Origin of the sequence: Streptosporangium sp. NPDC023825 (genome assembly GCF_040639575.1) — a bacterium.
GTDB lineage: Bacteria > Actinomycetota > Actinomycetes > Streptosporangiales > Streptosporangiaceae > Streptosporangium.
Genome location: NZ_JBFAAE010000109.1, coordinates 1 through 15,258 on the forward strand (window position 1 = coordinate 1; position 15,258 = coordinate 15,258).

Below are 15,258 nucleotides of genomic sequence, written 5' to 3' on the forward strand. Positions count from 1 at the left end.
CGCGCAGCCCCGGCCGGCCCCCCCGCCCGCCGCCCGGCCCCGGCGCCCCGCCGCGCCCCGGTCGGCCCGCCCCGACGCGGCCGAGCCCGAGCGGCACCGGGCGCTGGCGCGCGCCGACGCCGAGGCGTCCGCGCGCGCTCAGGCCCTGGCCGAAGCGGCCGAGGCGCGTTCGCGGGCGGAGCAAGTGGACAAGCAGGCGGCGGATCTGGAGAGGCGGACGGCGCGCCGGATGGCCAAAGCCGAGGAACGCGCCGCCGAGAAGATCGCCGAGGCGGGGGAGCGCGCGGCGGCCAAAGTCGCCGAGGCCCTCGCCGAACGCGACGAGGCGCGCATGCGGCTGGCCATGGAACAGATGCGCCTGACGGATCTGCGTGAGCAGATGGAGGCACTGCGCGCCGAATCCGCCCAGCTCAGGGAACGGGCGATCACCGCCGAGCTACGGGCGGAACCCGGCTGAGCCTCTGAGCCTGTGGGCCTCACCGGGCCTCGGCCGAGGCGAGACCGGTGCGCGGCGCCTTCGGCCCGTCACGCCCCGGCGCCTCGTGCCGATGACCGGCGGACGGCACGGAGGGGGCGAGGGGGGCGGGTCGAGGGGGAGCGGCCGCCGGGGCCCGGGCCTGCCCGGCCACAGGACGGCGACGGTGGCGATCGCGGAGATCGTCAGCAGCACACCCAGCAGAATTTCGAGAAACGCGGCGGTCGACATCGAGTCCTCCCTCGACCTCGCTGTGATCATGTGACGACGAGGACGAAGGTCTTCCCGCACCCCCGTGTCGCACGAGGGCCACCCCGCCGGGCCTCCCTGCGCTCGGGGACCGTGATGACGATCGGGGTGTCGGACGGCGGGTACTCCCCTCCGTGTCAATTCCACTATCAGTGCAGCTCAGGGCATAGTCAAACGACCCCCGGGGAAGGTCGCCTCCAGGGGATCCGCCTAACCTGAGGGGACGAGGGGAGTACTTCCAAGAGCCGATCCGGTCAGCACGGACGTCTCGCGACGTCCCCGGGCGGCCGCCCGCAGGCATAGGTGAAGGAGACCTCGAACAGCCGAGCGCGTTCGAGGAGGTTGCATGTCCGCCGAGGCGATCCTGCCGGTGGCCGATCTTGAGACGATCGGTTCGCCGAGACTGTGGACGATCACCGTGGCCGCTCTGGCGGTCCTGCTGGCCGTGGACTTCATGCTGACCCGGCGCCCGCACGAGGTGCGGATGCGCGAGGCGGTGGGCTGGTCGGTTTTCTACCTGACACTGCCCCTGCTGTTCGGCGTCTACGTATGGAGGGCCTTCGGGTCCGGCGTGGCGGTGGAGTTCTTCACCGGCTACGTGGTGGAGAAGTCACTGTCGGTCGACAACCTGTTCGTGTTCATGCTGCTGCTGTCGGCCTTCGCGGTCCCCACCGTGCTGGCCCAGCGCGTCCTGCTGTACGGCATCATCGGGGCCCTGGTACTGCGCGCGATCTTCATAGCGCTGGGGGCGGCCGTCCTGCGGAGCGGCACATGGGCGTTCCTGCTGTTCGGCGGGATACTGATCGTCACCGCCGGGAAGATCCTCAAGGACGCGCTGAGCGGGCAGCACCAGGAGGTCGACATCTCCTCCATGCGCTCGATCCGGCTGCTACGGCGCTTCATGCCGGTCACCGACGACTACCGCGGCTCTCACCTGGTTGTTCGCGAGGACGGCCGCCGCGCCCTGACCCCGCTGGCCCTGGCCATCGTGGCCGTCTTCGCCACCGACATCGTCTTCGCCATCGACTCGGTGCCCGCGGTGTACGGCGTGACCGAGGATCCCTTCCTCGTCTTCGCCACCAACGCCTTCGCCCTGCTGGGCCTGCGGGCGCTCTACTTCGTGCTCCTGGGCGCCCTGACGAAACTGCGGCACCTGAACCACGGGCTCAGCGTCATCCTGGCCTTCATCGGGATCAAGCTCGTCCTGCACTGGGCGCACGGCACCTGGACGTGGGTCCCGGAGATTCCCACCCCGATCTCGCTGGGGGTCATCGTCGCCGTTCTGATCACCATCACGATCACGAGTGTGCACGCCAACCGCCGCGACGCGAAGTCCGCCGCCTCACCCGACGAACGCGAGCCTCGCTCGCGACCGGCGGGCTGACGTTCCGTGCCGAGGGCCCGGAACAATGGGCTTTCCGACGAACCTTCTCCGGGCACCTGCTACGGCGTCAATGGCAGGGCGCGATGGAACGAATGTATGGTGGCCGCCTGATCGGTGTTGAGCATCGGCTCTCGGCGGGGGCGTCATCCCGACGTCGTGTCCGGGCCGGAGTTTGCCGGGTGGCTCATCCGGTCACCGAGACGGCCCGGCCCCTGACGGGCGCTCCACCGCGAAGTACTCGACCGTGGTGTGGGTGAGGATTGGTACCAGATGTCGACAGAGGCGGCTCCAGCCGCCCGAGCCGGAAAGGCCGTGTCAATGAGTCCTGAGACCAGGGTGTCCGGCTGGTGAGACGATCGGGACGCTTCGAAACAGCGAAAGCACTACTCGCGGGATTGCCGGGACCGCTGCCCGCCCTCGCGCTGAAACACCGTGAGCTGCTGAAGTTCGCGGTGGTGGGTGGAACGGCGTTCCTGGTGGACAACGCGGTGTTCTATGGGCTGAAGCTGACCGTTCTGGAACCGAAGCCGGTGACCGCGAAGGTCATCGCGGTGCTCGTGGCGACGATCGTGTCCTATGTGCTGAACCGTGAATGGTCGTTCCGGACCAGGGGCGGTCGCGAGCGCCACCACGAGGCGGCGCTGTTCTTCCTGGTCAGTGGCGTCGGTCTGGTGCTCAGCTCCGTGCCGCTGTGGATCTCCCGGTACGTGTTCCTGCTGGAGACCCCGGAGGTGAGCCTGATCACCCAGGAGATCGCCGACTTCGTGAGCGCGCAGGTCGTCGGCACGCTGGTCGCCATGGTCTTCCGGTTCTGGGCGTTCCGGAAGTGGGTCTTCCCCGACGAGGAGGCCCACCCCGGCCGCGTGCGGCTGGCTCCGGCTCCCAAGCCCGAGGACGAGGCGGCCTGATCCGACCGTGGTGTCGCGGGTGGCACCGGGGCAGCGGGGCTGGCTGACGAGCGCGATGCGCCCTGCGGGGCGGAGCAGGCGGCGCAACTCGCGGAGCCGATCCACCGGGTCGGGTCAGAACCCCACGGAGTTGACGGCGAGGATGGCGTCGAGCGGGTCGCCGAAGCTCGGCAACCGCTCCACGGAGGCGTGCGTGAGGTGCACGCTGGGCGCGGGCCGCACCGGTGTCGCCACCTCCGCCCTGCGCTTTCGCACTGACCTTCCGTCGAGATGGGCGCCTCACGGCCGGCGTCACCGCCGGCGCGCGAGATCGTCACGGATGACGGCTCCGGCCAGGCTCCGCCGAACTCGGGGCACATCAGCGACCTCACGAAAGCCGGGGTACCTCACTCGTTTCGCGCGAGCCGTCGCCGGCGCGCGAGCCGTACCGGTGCAGCGCCTCGACCTGCTCGTAGGACGGCACGTCGCCGGTGACCGGTTCGCCCCGGGCCACCGCCAGCGCCGTGGTGACGGCCGCCCGCAACGCCGCGCGAAACAGCAGCGACCCGTAACTGAGGCGGGCCACGCCCAGCTCGGCCAGCCGTCGCACCGGCACGCCGGGCTGTACGAGCACGTTCAGCGGCACCCCGGCCCCGCCCGCCAGCGCCTCGATGTCCCGTTCGGCGCTCGCGCCCGGCACGAAGACCCCGTCGGCCCCCGCCCCCGCGTAGGCCCGGATCCTTTCCAGCGCCAGCGCCCGGGCGCCGGGCAGGCCCAGCCAGAACGCGTCGGTACGCGCGTTGAGGAACACCTCCGGAACCCGTCGCTTGACCACCGCGACCAGTTCCGCCTGTGCCTGGACATCGGCCAGGCGGTCACCACGCCCGTCTTCCAGGTTGATCCCCGCCACTCCCAGCCCCGCCAGCTCCGCCACCAGGTCGGCGACCTGGCCGGGCGCCTCGGCGAACCCCGCCTCGATGTCCACCGTCACCGGGATCCCCAGCCCCGTGATCGTCCGGGCCAGCGTCAGCGTCTCCTCCCGCGTCGCCCGCCCGGCGTCCGGCTTGCCCGCCGCGGCGGCCACCCCCAGGCTCGTCGTCCCGATCGCGGCGAACCCCGCCTCCGCCAGAGCCGCCGCGGAGGCGTGATCCCACGCGCAGGGAAGCAGCAACGGCTCGTCCGCGTGGTGCAGCGCCCTGAACCGCGCGAACGTCATCGGGTCGCCGCCTCGATCGTCCCGGCCGCCAGGGCCAGCGCGACCTGCCTGCCCGGGCAGGCGCGCGGTCCCGCTCCGAACGCCAGGAACTCCGGTTCGTCTCCCGTACGCGCGAGGTCCGGGCCGCGGGGCGTCTCAGGATCCCGGCCGGCGGCCGCCACGTCGAGCACCACGGTCCTCCCGTCGCCGGGCGCCCTGCGACGCAGCGTCCGGACCGGAGGATCGTGGCGCAGGGTCTCGTGCAGCAGTTCCCGCGCCGTCCACGTCCCGGCCGTGGGCGGCTCCCCGGTTCCGGTTCCGGCTCCGGCGGCGCACCGTGCCGGTGCGGCGGCCAGGGCACCGCGGACCAGGCCGGTCATCGGACCGTACGCCTGGGCGAGCAGTCCCGCCACCACGGCCAGCCGCTCCGGAGCCGGGTCGCCCAGCAGGCGCGAGAGCCGCACCAGCCCCGCGTCGGCCGCGGCGACATCCGTCTCATAGGGCCCGGCCCCGGGCCCCGGCAGGTAGGCCGGGGCGATCGCCGCGACGGCCTCCACGGCCTCCGGCCCGTCTTCGGCCCGTACCCCCAGGGCGACGGCCAGGACCAGCACCGGAACCCGCTCCGGCTCCGGCTCCGGGGGACAGGGGTGACCGCCGGTGTCCCGCGAGGCGAGCCGGAACGCCTCGGCGCGCAGCGCGTCCGGGTCCAGCCCGGCCAGCACCGCCTCTGCCGCGGCCCTGCGCTCGGCGTGCGTGGATCCCTCGGCGAAGCGTCCTACCGCTCCGCGCAGCCATGCCACGGTCAGCGCGAACGGCGGGCGCGGCACGGGTTCGACGGTGAAGCGGGGGTCGGCCAGCACGGCCCGTATCTCGGCGGGACGGCTCAGGACCAGCGGATCGGATGTCATCGGTTCTCCCTGGGGGTGGAGATCTCCCCCTTCGGGCGAAGGGGGAGGCGTGGGACCGCCACGCTCTCCGCCGGGGACGCGCGGTACGGCGCCCCGTGGCTCGGCGGTGTTCGAAAGGTTAGGCGCCGGACGCTTCGGCACCCGCCGAAGCGTCCGCGCGAGCCTTCCGCGCGAAACGCGGCCGGTGGTTTCGCGTTCGGCGTTCCGCGGGGGTCACGCTCGCGTGGACGAGGCGGCGCGGGTGACGCAGGCCGAGGCGAAGGCGGCGATGACCGGGTGCGGGCGGCTGCCGTCTCCGGCCAGTTCCGGCTGGAAGAGGGTGGCCAGGAAGAACGGATGGCCCGGCAGCTCCAGGACCCGTACCAGCCCCGCCTCGTCGTGGCCGGTGAAGCGCAGCCCGCCCGCCTCCAGTACGGGCACGTAGTCGGCGTTGAGCCCGAAGGCGCAGGAGTATCTCTCCACGGTCCTCTCGGCGCCGACGATCTTCTCGGCCAGCGATCCCGGCGTCAGCCGGACGGCGTCCTCGTGGCCCGCCAGCGAGCACGCCAGCGGCAGCAGCAGCAGGTCCTCGGCACCGGGGTCGTTCTCGGCGTGCGCGACGGTCAGGCCCAGGACGTTGCGCGCGTACTCCAGCAGGGTGTGCTGGAAGCCCCCGCAGGTGCCCAGGAACGGGATGCCGTGCTCGCGGGCGGTGCGGGCGGCGTTCACCGCACCGGCCTCGCTGCGGTACGGGCTGCCGGGCACCATCCAGACGCCGTCGAACCCCGCGAGGCCGGTGGCCTCGGTGGTGGGGATCCAGTAGGCGTCCAGCGCCAGCCCGTCGCGCTCGCGCAGCGCCTCCAGCAGTACGGGGATGCGGGCATGGGATCGGACGGACGGTGACTTGTCGCCCACCAGGGCGATCCTCGCGGTGGTCATGCCCCGATCCTGGTGCCGGCCATCGGGTAAGCGCCAACGATGATTCCTGGTGGTTCGATAAGCGATACTGATGCACCGTGGATCCGCACCTGCTGCGCACGTTCGTCACCGTCGCCGACCGGCGATCCTTCTCCGCCGCCGCCACCGAACTCGGCTACACCCAGTCGGCGGTCTCACAGCAGATCGCCGCGCTGGAGGCCGACCTGGGGCTGGCACTGCTGCACCGCCGCCCGGTGGCGCCCACCCGGGCGGGGGAGCGCCTGCTGGAACACGCCGGACCGTTGCTGCTGCGCCACCGGGCCGCCCGCGCGGACGTGCTTCGCGCCGCGGCGGGACCGGCGGGACGGCCGGCGGTGGCCGCCTCCCCGCTGGCCTGTACTCCGGCGATCATGCGGAGCCTGCCGCCGGGATGCGCGCTGCGCACCGTCGCCCGCGAGCGCGTCGCCGGAGAGATCGCCTCGGGCGCGGCCGGTCTCGGCCTCGTCGACGGGATCGCCGCCCCCAGCGACCCGCTGCGGCTACCCGACGTGGGACCGCTGCCGGGCTTCGGGGTCGTCGAGGAGGAAACGGTCGTGGTCCTGCCCGACGGGCACCCGCTCTCGCACCGGCGCGGCCTGGACCTGACCGATCTGACCGACGCCCTGTGGTTGCGGGCGCCGGTCGCCGTACCGGTGGAGCGGCTGCGCGAGCTGGCCGGCGGGGGTGGGTTCCGCGCCGCGTTCCGCTACGACGGCGAGGACGTGCGCACGGTGCTGAACCTGGCCGCCGCCGGGCACGGGCTGGTCCTGCTGCCCGCGTCCGTGGCGGTCGCGGCGGCTGGGGCGGTGCGGGGGGTGCCGCTGGTCTCGCCGCGCGTGGTGCACCGGGTGGAGGTCCTGTACGCCGAGGTCACCGGCCCGGCCGCCGCGCTCGCCGCTCAGCTGCGCCAGCCGCCCTCGTCCACCCCGCCGGGCACCTCCGCCTCCGGGTCGTAGGGGGTGCGGGTGAAGACGAAGGTGTTGAGGTCCAGGTGGCTGGGCGTGCCGTCGGGCCTGCGGACCACCCGCAGGGTCTCGCCCGCGTAGTAGCCGTCCAGCCCCAGCCAGGTCCCGTCGGCCTGGGCGGTGAACCGCGAGGCCCGTCCCGTGCCGCCGATCGGGTTGAGGGAGACACCGCCCTCGGGCAGCAGCCGCAGCGCGTACGCGCTGGGTCCCCAGTACCACGGGCCGGCCAGTTCCAGCAGGCCCGCGGTGTCGGCGACGGGCTCCCACTCGGCGGGCAGGCGCGGCTCGTGCTTGTCGAGGATCGCCAGCAGGTCGGTCAGCAGGTTCCGGCTGACGCCCGCGGTTGAGTTGGCGGTGAACAGCACGCCGACCTTGTCGGACGGGTCGGCCCACACCGTGGCCAGAAAGCCCGGCATGGAGCCGGTGTGGCCGGCCAGCCGGCGGCCGCCCGCGCGGGCCAGCTGCAGGCCCAGGCCGTACCCGCCGGTCCAGGCGTCACCGTCGTCGACGATCGCGGGCTCGCGCATCTCCGCCACGGTGTCCGGGGCGAGCACGCCCCCGGTGTCCCCGGCCACGAACGCCGCCCAGCGGGCGAGGTCGGCGGGGGTGGACCACAGCTGCCCGGCCGGGGCCATGGCGACCGCGTCGTGCTCGGGTTCCGGCAGCAGCACGTCCGCCCAGGGGTGCACGGCGTAGCCGGTGGCGTGCGGCGCGCGCGGCCGCGAGGTGGTGTCGCGCATGCCCAGGGGCAGCAGGATCTCCTCCTGCACGGCCTCGGCCCAGCTCACGCCGCGGTGGCGGGCCACCAGCTCGCCCAGCAGGGCGAAACCCACGTTGGAGTAGTGGAAGCGGCGTCCCGGCCGGTGCTTGGCCGCCTCGGGACCGAGCCCGGCGACGAGGTCGGTGACCGGCATGCCCGGGGTCCGCTCCCACCACGGTCCCGGGGACTCGGCACTCAGCCCCGAGGTGTGCGACAACAACTGGGCGACGGTCACCTCGCCGACCCGGAGGTCGGGAATGTGCTTGCCGACCGGGTCGAGCAGGTCCACCTTCCCCTCGTCGCGCAGGCGCATCACCACGGCGGCGACCAGGCTCTTGGTGATCGAGCCGATGCGGTACTGGGTGACGGGTGTGGGGGCGATCCCCTCCACCCGGCCCCGCGCGCCGAACCAGGCGAGCTCTCCGTCGCGCACCACCGCGGCGGTCAGCGAGGGCAGGCGTCCCTGGGCCTGCTCCACCGCGATCCTGCGCAGCAGCGCGCGAGCCGTACTCTCCAGAACCGGCGACATCACATGGCTCCTCATCCGACACGAAACCCAACGCGAAAAAGTGTCCCCAGGTTAGTGCCGTCCGGGCCGGGAGAGCATCGGCGGCAGCCCGGCGGGGTGGGTGACGGCCGGCCGCCGGGCCGCCCGGGTGGTCGCCGCGTACGGCGGTGGCGGCGTCCGGCCGCCGGGACCGGCGGCTCGACGTGTCGCCGGAGCCCGCTCGAGCGAGATCATCCGGCGGCCGGACCGGACCTGACCGGTGCGATCGCGCGCATCTCGCGGCGGCTCCGTTGTCGACATACCTTGTCAGGACATGTTCGGCTGATCCTTTTTTCGGGAAAGGAGCTGGACAGGCGGTGGACCCCGCCCCGCGGCAGCCCGCGCCGCGTTGAACCCGTTTCCGGGGGGAGCGCACCCCGCGACCGGTTCGATCACCCGATAAAGGCAGGTCATCGGCGTATACATGATGTCAAGGTCACGTCAACAGGGACATCCTAGGCTCGCCGTCGACAGTTTGAGACCTGCCCGAACAGGGAGATCACCATGATCACGTTCATTATCAGCGCCATCGTCGTCGGTGCGATCACCGGCGGTATCGGCCGGTTGCTGATTCCGGGCCGCCAGGACATCGGGTGGGTTCCCACCATCCTCGCCGGCATCGTGGCCGCCCTCGCCGGCACCGCCATCGCCCACCTGCTGGGCTTCGCGGACAGGACGTTGCTGACCTTCGTGGTGCAGATCGTCATGGCCGTCATCTGCGTGGGCGTCGTTTCCAACATGCAGGCCAAGAAGAGGGGCAGCAAGGCCTGAACCTCGCGGAACGCGGGCCGAGAGGCCCGCCTCCGAGCACTGACGACGCGGGTCGCCGCGTCGTACGAGGAAGGTTCCCGCCCTCACGGGGTCGTGGGGACCGGCGAGGAGTCCGGAACCGACCAGCGCCGACCGGCGCGAGTCGGAACCGGACTCTCGGCGTATCCTCGCACCGCCACCCGGGACGATCCGCGGATCAGGCCGTGATCTCGTGGTCGGCCGCCTGCCGGGGAGGCGACCCGGGCAAGACGGGTGGTCGTTTTGCAAATAGTCCATTTTGATGATAGTAAATTTTTTTGACTATGTGGCCGGGGCAATCATGAGTCATGTCGTCACGGACCTGTGGTCAGGTCTCGCCGAGGCCGATCTCGGACCTCGTCACGGACCGCTGATCAGTCCTCTCCGACGGAGCGGAGGTGGCCGCGCTGGTGCTCGGTGATGTCGGTGAGCATGCGCGTGAACTCGTCGTAGCTCTTTTGCCCGAGGCGCCGCGCGTGCCGCTGCTGGATGGCGTTCATGATGGCGTCGGCGGCGCGCATCTGGGACAGGCCGCGTTCGGTGGGACAGATCAGCTTCGCGCGGCGGTCGCTTGGATCGGGCCGTCGCTCGACGTAACCCAGAGCCTCCAGCTCGTCGATCAGCATCCCGATGATCTGCTTGGAAGTGCCCGCCGGCCGCGACAGCTCGGTGGCCCGGACGCCGTCCGGGTCCAGGTACGCGAGCACGGCGCCGTGCCGGTGCCTGAGGTCGTCGAACCCCTGCTCGGCGAGTGTGACGAAGAGTTCGCGTTGCGCCGCGAACAGGAGCCGCCCGACCCGCTTCGGCTGGGCCGCGGTGAGCGACGAGCTGAGCTTCTACCAGTCGTGGCTCCTGCTGGAGGAGCCGGACGGCGGCACTCTGACGATCTTCGAGGAGGCGTCGCGCGGACCGGCGGCGTTGTTGCGGGCGGGCGGCCGGGGCGAGCTGGCGCGCAGCTGGGTGGACGCCCTGCCGCCTGCGCGGCGATGACCGGCCGACGGTGACCGTCGGGACGACGGTCATCTGACAGGTGCTGTGCGCGGGCGTCCTGCCGACCATGGTTTCCGTCAGCACTAACGAGAGACCTTTCGGAAGAAACCATGGCCACGAACAAGAAGCCGACCATCGTCCTGGTGCACGGGGCGTTCGCGGAGTCGGGCGGCTGGGGCCCGGTCGTCGAGCGGCTGCAGGCCGCCGGGCACCAGGTCGTCGCGGCGCCCAACCCGCTGCGCTCGGTGGCTTACGACGCGGCGCAGGTACGTGCGCTGGTGGACACGATCGAGGGCCCGGTCGTCCTGGTCGGGCACTCCTACGGCGGGATGGTGATCAGCAGGGCCGCCGCCGGGGCCGAGAACGTCTCCGCCCTGGTCTACGTCGCGGCGTTCGCTCCGGAGGCGGGCGAGAGCGGGGCGGGCCTGGCCGGGAAGTTCCCCGGCAGCACCCTTGCCGAGACGCTGCGGCCGGTGCCGCTGCCGGACGGCAACCAGGACATGTACGTCGCGCAGGAGCTCTACCGAAACCAGTTCGCGGCCGACGTGCCCGAGGAGACGACGCGGGTGATGGCCGCGACCCAGCGGCCGATCACCGCCGCTGCGCTGAACGAGGCCGCCGAGGGCCCGCAGGCGTGGGCGGAGCTGCCCGGCTTCTTCCTGATCGCCGAGGCGGACAAGAACATCCCGGCCGCCGCGCACCACTTCATGGCCGAGCGCGCCGGTGGCGAGGTCGTCAGCGTCGCGGGCGCCTCCCACGCGGTGTTCGCCTCCCACCCGGACGAGGTCGCCGCCCTCGTCCTGCGGGCCGCCGACGTCTGAGCACCACCCGGCACGGCACCGCCGCCGGCCGGCCGGGCCGCGTCCTCAGCGGCGGACGAGCCCGCGTCCGAGATCCTCGCGAAGGCGCACCTCGACGAACACCCGCAGGCAGGGATCGCCGGCCAGGCCGTCGAAGGCGGCCGCCGAAGACGGGTCCGGTCCGTCGGTCAGGTGGACGATGCGCCAGAGGTTGAGCGGGTCGCCCACCTGGCCGGTCACGGAGTGTTCGACGTGGAAGACCGGCTGCCCGGTTCCGGCGGCGAAGACGCGGCCGTCGGGATGTACCGGTCCGGTGCCGCGGCCTTGCGGGCGAAGTCCCGGTCACCGCCGGGCGCCCGCCGAGGTCCGGGACTTCGCCCTCCTTCACTCTTCGCCGCGGTAAGCGCGCAGCTCACGGCGCGTCCGGTGGCGGTCACGGCGGTGCTCTTCGCGGCGGAGGCGGTACCACTCCCGGCCCCCGCGGCCGTACCCGAACAGGTGGTAGGCGTAGGCGGTGGCGCTCCAGTGACAGCCACCCGCACGGTGGCTCAGGGACGCGCTGCCGGCGGTGATCTCGTCCGGCAACGTGCAGGGCCCGAACCGGTGATCATGCACGGGCAGGCAGGTCGCCATCGGCGCGTCGGCCATCCGCACCCACCAGGGCCGGGTCTTGTCGGTCTTGCTCATACGGTCACCTTTCGGCTCCGCGACGCCCCGGGCTGGGGCCGTCACAAGACCGGATGCACCGTGATCACCTCCGACTTCGCGCACGACGTGTCGGGACCCGAGGCGACGTCGTCGCCCGGAGAAACCGATTCCGAGATTACCGGGCGATTCCGGGGCGGCATACGATTGTGCGGGTGACCAGCAGACCCGTCCCGGCGCAGCGCCTTCGTGACCTCGCGCGGCTGCGCCGCGTCCGCGACCGGATCGACCGGGAGTACGCGCAGCCGCTGGACGTCGAGGCGCTCGCCCGCGGCGCGCACATGTCGGCCGGGCACCTCAGCCGCGAGTTCCGGCTCGCCTACGGAGAGTCTCCGTACGGCTACCTCATGACGCGGCGCATCGAGCGCGCGATGGCGCTGCTGCGCCGTGGCGACCTCAGCGTCACCGAGGTCTGTTTCGCGGTCGGCTGCTCGTCGCTGGGCACCTTCAGCACCCGCTTCACCGAACTGGTCGGCATGCCGCCCAGCACCTACCGGCGCCAGGCGGCGCGCGCGACGGCGGGGATGCCGCCGTGCGTGGCGAAACGGGTGACCAGGCCCGTCAGGAATCGAGAAGCGCCGGCCCCCGCGCCGCGCCTAGCGTGATCGCCATGGACATCGCCGTTCACGCCGCCTTCCTCCCGCATGACGATCCGGACGCCCCGCCGGCCTTCTACCGTGACGTTCCCGGCTTCGAGGTCCGCGACGACGTGGGGTACGAGGGGATGCGCCGGATCACGGCCGTCCCCGCCGGCCGGCCCGGCACGTCCGCCGTCCTGGAGCCGCCGGCCGCCGACCCCGGCGACGAGCTCCGCTGACCCCTCCGGCGACCACGGCCGAGGTGGCCGGGTGGCCGGCGCCTCGGCGGGCGGCGCGCCGTGGTCGGTGCCGCCGTCCTTCGGCGGGGACGGCGAGGCGCCGCCGACGGCCACGCCGTACCGCTGGTCCCGCCCCCACCGGACCGACGAGGAAAAACCAGACGTACCGCTCGAAGCTGGTTAGATCGAGCCAGGCGACGCCGATGGAGACCGCGAAGGCGGCCCTGCCTACACATATGGAGACACGATGAACATGGCCCCCGGAACGGACGCGCAGTCGCCTGCGCCGCACGATGCCGACAGTCACGACCTGATCCGCGTGCACGGCGCGCGCGGGAACAACCTCAAGGACGTCAGCGTCGAGATCCCGAAGCGCCGGCTGACGGTGTTCACCGGCGTCTCCGGCTCGGGCAAGAGCTCGCTGGTGTTCGGCACGATCGCCGCGGAGTCGCAGCGGCTGATCAACGAGACCTACAGCACCTTCGTGCAGGGCTTCATGCCGACGATGGCGCGGCCCGAGGTCGACGTGCTCGATGGGCTGACGACCGCGATCATCGTCGACCAGCAGCGTATGGGGGCCAACATCCGCTCCACGGTCGGCACCGCCACCGACGCCAACGCGATGCTGCGCATCCTCTTCAGCCGGCTCGGGCAGCCGCACATCGGCTCGCCCAACGCGTTCTCCTTCAACGTCCCCACGGTCCGGGCGAGCGGTGCGATCACGGTCGAACGCGGCGCCCGCAAGACCGAGAAGGCGACCTTCACCCGCATCGGCGGCATGTGCACGCGCTGCGAGGGCCAGGGCGCGGTCTCCGACATCGACCTCACCCAGCTCTACGACGACTCCAAGTCGCTCGCCGAGGGCGCGTTCACCATTCCCGGCTGGAAGTCGGACAGCTTCTGGACCGTGCGGGTCTACGCCGAGTCGGGCTTCGTCGACCCGGACAAGCCGATCCGCGAGTACACCGAGAAGGAGCTCCACGACTTCCTCTACAAGGAGCCGGTCAAGGTGAAGGTCGACGGCGTCAACCTCACCTACGAGGGGCTGATCCCGAAGATCCAGAAGTCGTTCCTGTCCAAGGACCGGGAGGCGATGCAGCCGCACATCCGGGCGTTCGTGGACCGGGCGGTCACCTTCACCACCTGCCCCGAGTGTGAGGGCACCCGGCTCAGCGAGGCGGCCCGGTCGTCGCGGATCGGCGGGATCAACATCGCCGACGCGTGCGCGATGCAGATCAGCGACCTGGCCGGATGGGTCCGAGACCTGGCCGAGCCGTCGGTGGCGCCGCTGCTCGCCGCGCTGCGGCACACCCTCGACTCGTTCGTGGAGATCGGGCTGGGCTACCTCTCGCTCGACCGTTCCTCGGGCACGCTGTCGGGCGGCGAGGCACAGCGCGTCAAGATGATCCGCCATCTCGGCTCCTCGCTCACCGACGTCACCTACGTCTTCGACGAGCCCACCGTCGGCCTGCACCCCCATGACATCCAGCGGATGAACGGCCTGCTGCTGCGGCTGCGGGACAAGGGCAACACGGTGCTCGTCGTGGAGCACAAGCCGGAGACGATCGTGATCGCCGACCACGTCGTCGACCTCGGCCCCGGCGCCGGTACGGCGGGTGGCACCGTCTGTTTCGAGGGCACCGTCGAGGGGCTGCGGACCAGCGGCACCATCACCGGCCGCCATTTCGACGACCGGGCCACCCTCAAGGAGAAGGTGCGGACGCCCACCGGCACGCTGGAGATCCGCGGCGCGACGGCGCACAACCTGCGCGACGTCGACGTCGACATCCCGCTCGGGGTGCTCGTCGTCGTCACCGGCGTCGCCGGCTCCGGCAAGAGCTCGCTCGTGCACGGGTCGATCCCCGCGGGGGCGGGTGTGGTGTCGGTCGACCAAGGGGCGATCCGCGGCTCGCGACGGAGCAACCCGGCGACCTACACCGGACTGCTCGAACCGATCCGCAAGGCGTTCGCGAAGGCCAACGGCGTGAAGCCGGCGCTGTTCAGCGCCAACTCCGAGGGCGCCTGCCCGGGCTGCAACGGCGCCGGCGTCATCTACACCGACCTGGCGATGATGGCCGGGGTCGCCACCACCTGCGAGGAGTGCGAGGGCAGGCGGTTCCAGGCGTCGGTGCTGGACCACCGCCTCGGCGGCCGCGACATCAGCGAGGTGCTCGCGATGTCGGTGACCGAGGCCGAGGAGTTCTTCGGCGCCGGCGAGGCGCGCATCCCGGCCGCGCACGCCGTCCTCGGCCGGCTCGCCGACGTCGGGCTCGGCTACCTCAGCCTCGGCCAGCCGCTCACCACGCTGTCCGGCGGCGAGCGGCAGCGGCTCAAGCTGGCCACCCACATGGCCGAGAAGGGCGGCGTCTACGTCCTCGACGAGCCGACCAGCGGCCTGCACCTCGCCGACGTCGAGCAGCTGCTCGGCCTGCTCGACCGGCTCGTCGACTCCGGCAAGTCGGTCATCGTCATCGAGCACCACCAGGCCGTCATGGCGCACGCCGACTGGATCATCGACCTCGGTCCCGGCGCCGGCCACGACGGCGGCCGGATCGTCTTCGAGGGCACCCCCGCCGGCCTCGTCGCCGCCCGCTCCACCGTCACCGGCGAGCACCTCGCGGCCTACGTCGGCGCCTGACCTGGCAGCCTCAGGAGGTTCGCGACCGCGCCCTGGCCCGTCCCGCCGGCGAGGGCCGGCTCGATCCCGCCTTCGGCAGCGGCGACCACCCGCACCCCGACGGGGCCGGATGCCGCGTGACGGCGCGCGCCGGCACGCGGCATCCCGCCCCCGCGGGGATCACCCCCGCGCCGGTGCGCCCCCCCCCGCCCCCGCCGGCCCGCCCCCCCCCCG

16 protein-coding genes and 2 pseudogenes are annotated in these 15,258 nt (G+C 72.4%); 10 read left to right on the top strand and 8 right to left on the bottom strand.

Annotated features, from left to right (window positions below; translation table 11 throughout):
* The 3 genes and pseudogenes from AB0G15_RS42120 to AB0G15_RS42130 all read left to right on the top strand — a co-directional run.
* A pseudogene (locus AB0G15_RS42120) lies at window positions 1–457 on the top strand (hypothetical protein); the annotation flags it as partial.
* 613 nt (window positions 458–1,070) lie between these two features.
* Window positions 1,071–2,108: a TerC family protein gene (locus tag AB0G15_RS42125; RefSeq protein WP_362851149.1), complete on the top strand. Its 1,038-nt coding sequence runs from the start codon at window positions 1,071–1,073 to the stop codon at window positions 2,106–2,108.
* Between the two features lie 347 nt (window positions 2,109–2,455).
* Complete coding sequence (locus tag AB0G15_RS42130) at window positions 2,456–3,016, top strand: GtrA family protein (RefSeq protein WP_362851150.1); 561 nt, start codon at window positions 2,456–2,458, stop codon at window positions 3,014–3,016.
* 114 nt (window positions 3,017–3,130) lie between these two features.
* Here the strand turns inward: AB0G15_RS42130 and AB0G15_RS42135 are convergent, their stop codons facing one another.
* The 4 genes from AB0G15_RS42135 to AB0G15_RS42150 form a co-directional block, all read right to left on the bottom strand.
* The gene (locus AB0G15_RS42135; protein ID WP_362851151.1) at window positions 3,131–3,271 is read right to left on the bottom strand and encodes a hypothetical protein; all 141 of its coding nucleotides are present in this window, start codon (window positions 3,269–3,271) and stop codon (window positions 3,131–3,133) included.
* Window positions 3,272–3,383: 112 nt separating this feature from the next.
* A complete protein-coding gene (locus tag AB0G15_RS42140; RefSeq protein WP_362851152.1) occupies window positions 3,384–4,211 on the bottom strand; it encodes an isocitrate lyase/phosphoenolpyruvate mutase family protein in 828 nt (275 codons plus the stop codon).
* Window positions 4,208–5,098: a cytochrome P450 gene (locus tag AB0G15_RS42145; protein WP_362851153.1), complete on the bottom strand. Its 891-nt coding sequence runs from the start codon at window positions 5,096–5,098 to the stop codon at window positions 4,208–4,210. The genes AB0G15_RS42140 and AB0G15_RS42145 overlap by 4 nt, the downstream gene beginning before the upstream one ends.
* 213 nt (window positions 5,099–5,311) lie before the next feature.
* Window positions 5,312–6,016, bottom strand: coding sequence for a hypothetical protein (locus AB0G15_RS42150; RefSeq protein ID WP_362851154.1), 705 nt, complete (start codon window positions 6,014–6,016; stop codon window positions 5,312–5,314).
* A 77-nt stretch (window positions 6,017–6,093) separates the two neighbouring features.
* Between AB0G15_RS42150 and AB0G15_RS42155 the strand changes: the two genes are divergently transcribed.
* Window positions 6,094–6,990 carry a LysR family transcriptional regulator gene (locus tag AB0G15_RS42155; protein ID WP_362851155.1) on the top strand — a complete coding sequence of 299 codons (897 nt, stop codon included), beginning with the start codon at window positions 6,094–6,096 and terminating at the stop codon, window positions 6,988–6,990.
* Here AB0G15_RS42155 and AB0G15_RS42160 read toward each other — a convergent pair.
* Window positions 6,933–8,288 carry a serine hydrolase domain-containing protein gene (locus AB0G15_RS42160; protein ID WP_362851156.1) on the bottom strand — a complete coding sequence of 452 codons (1,356 nt, stop codon included), beginning with the start codon at window positions 8,286–8,288 and terminating at the stop codon, window positions 6,933–6,935. The two genes, AB0G15_RS42155 and AB0G15_RS42160, sit on opposite strands and share 58 nt — an antisense overlap.
* A gap of 522 nt (window positions 8,289–8,810) precedes the next feature.
* Here AB0G15_RS42160 and AB0G15_RS42165 point away from each other — a divergent pair.
* Entirely contained in the window at window positions 8,811–9,077 is a 267-nt protein-coding gene (locus AB0G15_RS42165; protein ID WP_362851157.1) for a GlsB/YeaQ/YmgE family stress response membrane protein, read from the top strand.
* Between the two features lie 392 nt (window positions 9,078–9,469).
* Here AB0G15_RS42165 and AB0G15_RS42170 read toward each other — a convergent pair whose 3' ends face one another.
* On the bottom strand, window positions 9,470–9,802 hold the full coding sequence (locus AB0G15_RS42170; protein WP_362851158.1) for a MarR family transcriptional regulator: 333 nt from the start codon (window positions 9,800–9,802) through the stop codon (window positions 9,470–9,472).
* Between the two features lie 46 nt (window positions 9,803–9,848).
* Between AB0G15_RS42170 and AB0G15_RS42175 the strand changes: the two genes are divergently transcribed.
* On the top strand, window positions 9,849–10,085 hold the full coding sequence (locus AB0G15_RS42175; RefSeq protein ID WP_362851159.1) for a hypothetical protein: 237 nt from the start codon (window positions 9,849–9,851) through the stop codon (window positions 10,083–10,085).
* Between the two features lie 110 nt (window positions 10,086–10,195).
* Window positions 10,196–10,906, top strand: coding sequence for an alpha/beta hydrolase (locus AB0G15_RS42180; protein WP_362851160.1), 711 nt, complete (start codon window positions 10,196–10,198; stop codon window positions 10,904–10,906).
* A 45-nt stretch (window positions 10,907–10,951) separates the two neighbouring features.
* Here the strand turns inward: AB0G15_RS42180 and AB0G15_RS42185 are convergent, their stop codons facing one another.
* The gene (locus AB0G15_RS42185) at window positions 10,952–11,125 is read right to left on the bottom strand and encodes a hypothetical protein (protein ID WP_362851161.1); all 174 of its coding nucleotides are present in this window, start codon (window positions 11,123–11,125) and stop codon (window positions 10,952–10,954) included.
* Between the two features lie 144 nt (window positions 11,126–11,269).
* Entirely contained in the window at window positions 11,270–11,572 is a 303-nt protein-coding gene (locus AB0G15_RS42190; RefSeq protein ID WP_362851162.1) for a hypothetical protein, read from the bottom strand.
* A gap of 173 nt (window positions 11,573–11,745) precedes the next feature.
* Here AB0G15_RS42190 and AB0G15_RS42195 point away from each other — a divergent pair, with 173 nt between their 5' ends.
* The 3 genes and pseudogenes from AB0G15_RS42195 (at window position 11,746) to AB0G15_RS42205 (ending at window position 15,045) form a co-directional block, all read left to right on the top strand.
* On the top strand, window positions 11,746–12,195 hold the full coding sequence (locus AB0G15_RS42195) for a helix-turn-helix transcriptional regulator (protein WP_362692449.1): 450 nt from the start codon (window positions 11,746–11,748) through the stop codon (window positions 12,193–12,195).
* Between the two features lie 5 nt (window positions 12,196–12,200).
* Window positions 12,201–12,392, top strand: a pseudogene (locus AB0G15_RS42200) (VOC family protein); the annotation flags it as partial.
* Between the two features lie 268 nt (window positions 12,393–12,660).
* Window positions 12,661–15,045 (top strand): excinuclease ABC subunit UvrA, encoded by a 2,385-nt coding sequence (locus AB0G15_RS42205; protein ID WP_362851163.1) that lies wholly within the window; start codon window positions 12,661–12,663, stop codon window positions 15,043–15,045.
* Window positions 15,046–15,258: the final 213 nt, after the last annotated feature.

Bases quoted from the DNA above. Each gene is read 5' to 3' on its own strand.
- AB0G15_RS42145 (WP_362851153.1), bottom strand. From the start codon at position 5,098: ATGACATCCGATCCGCTGGTCCTGAGCCGTCCCGCCGAGATACGGGCC.
- AB0G15_RS42180 (WP_362851160.1), top strand. From the start codon at position 10,196: ATGGCCACGAACAAGAAGCCGACCATCGTCCTGGTGCACGGGGCGTTC.
- AB0G15_RS42205 (WP_362851163.1), top strand. From the start codon at position 12,661: ATGGCCCCCGGAACGGACGCGCAGTCGCCTGCGCCGCACGATGCCGAC.
- AB0G15_RS42140 (WP_362851152.1), bottom strand. From the start codon at position 4,211: ATGACGTTCGCGCGGTTCAGGGCGCTGCACCACGCGGACGAGCCGTTG.
- AB0G15_RS42125 (WP_362851149.1), top strand. From the start codon at position 1,071: ATGTCCGCCGAGGCGATCCTGCCGGTGGCCGATCTTGAGACGATCGGT.
- AB0G15_RS42190 (WP_362851162.1), bottom strand. From the start codon at position 11,572: ATGAGCAAGACCGACAAGACCCGGCCCTGGTGGGTGCGGATGGCCGAC.
- AB0G15_RS42165 (WP_362851157.1), top strand. From the start codon at position 8,811: ATGATCACGTTCATTATCAGCGCCATCGTCGTCGGTGCGATCACCGGC.
- AB0G15_RS42160 (WP_362851156.1), bottom strand. From the start codon at position 8,288: ATGTCGCCGGTTCTGGAGAGTACGGCTCGCGCGCTGCTGCGCAGGATC.
- AB0G15_RS42150 (WP_362851154.1), bottom strand. From the start codon at position 6,016: ATGACCACCGCGAGGATCGCCCTGGTGGGCGACAAGTCACCGTCCGTC.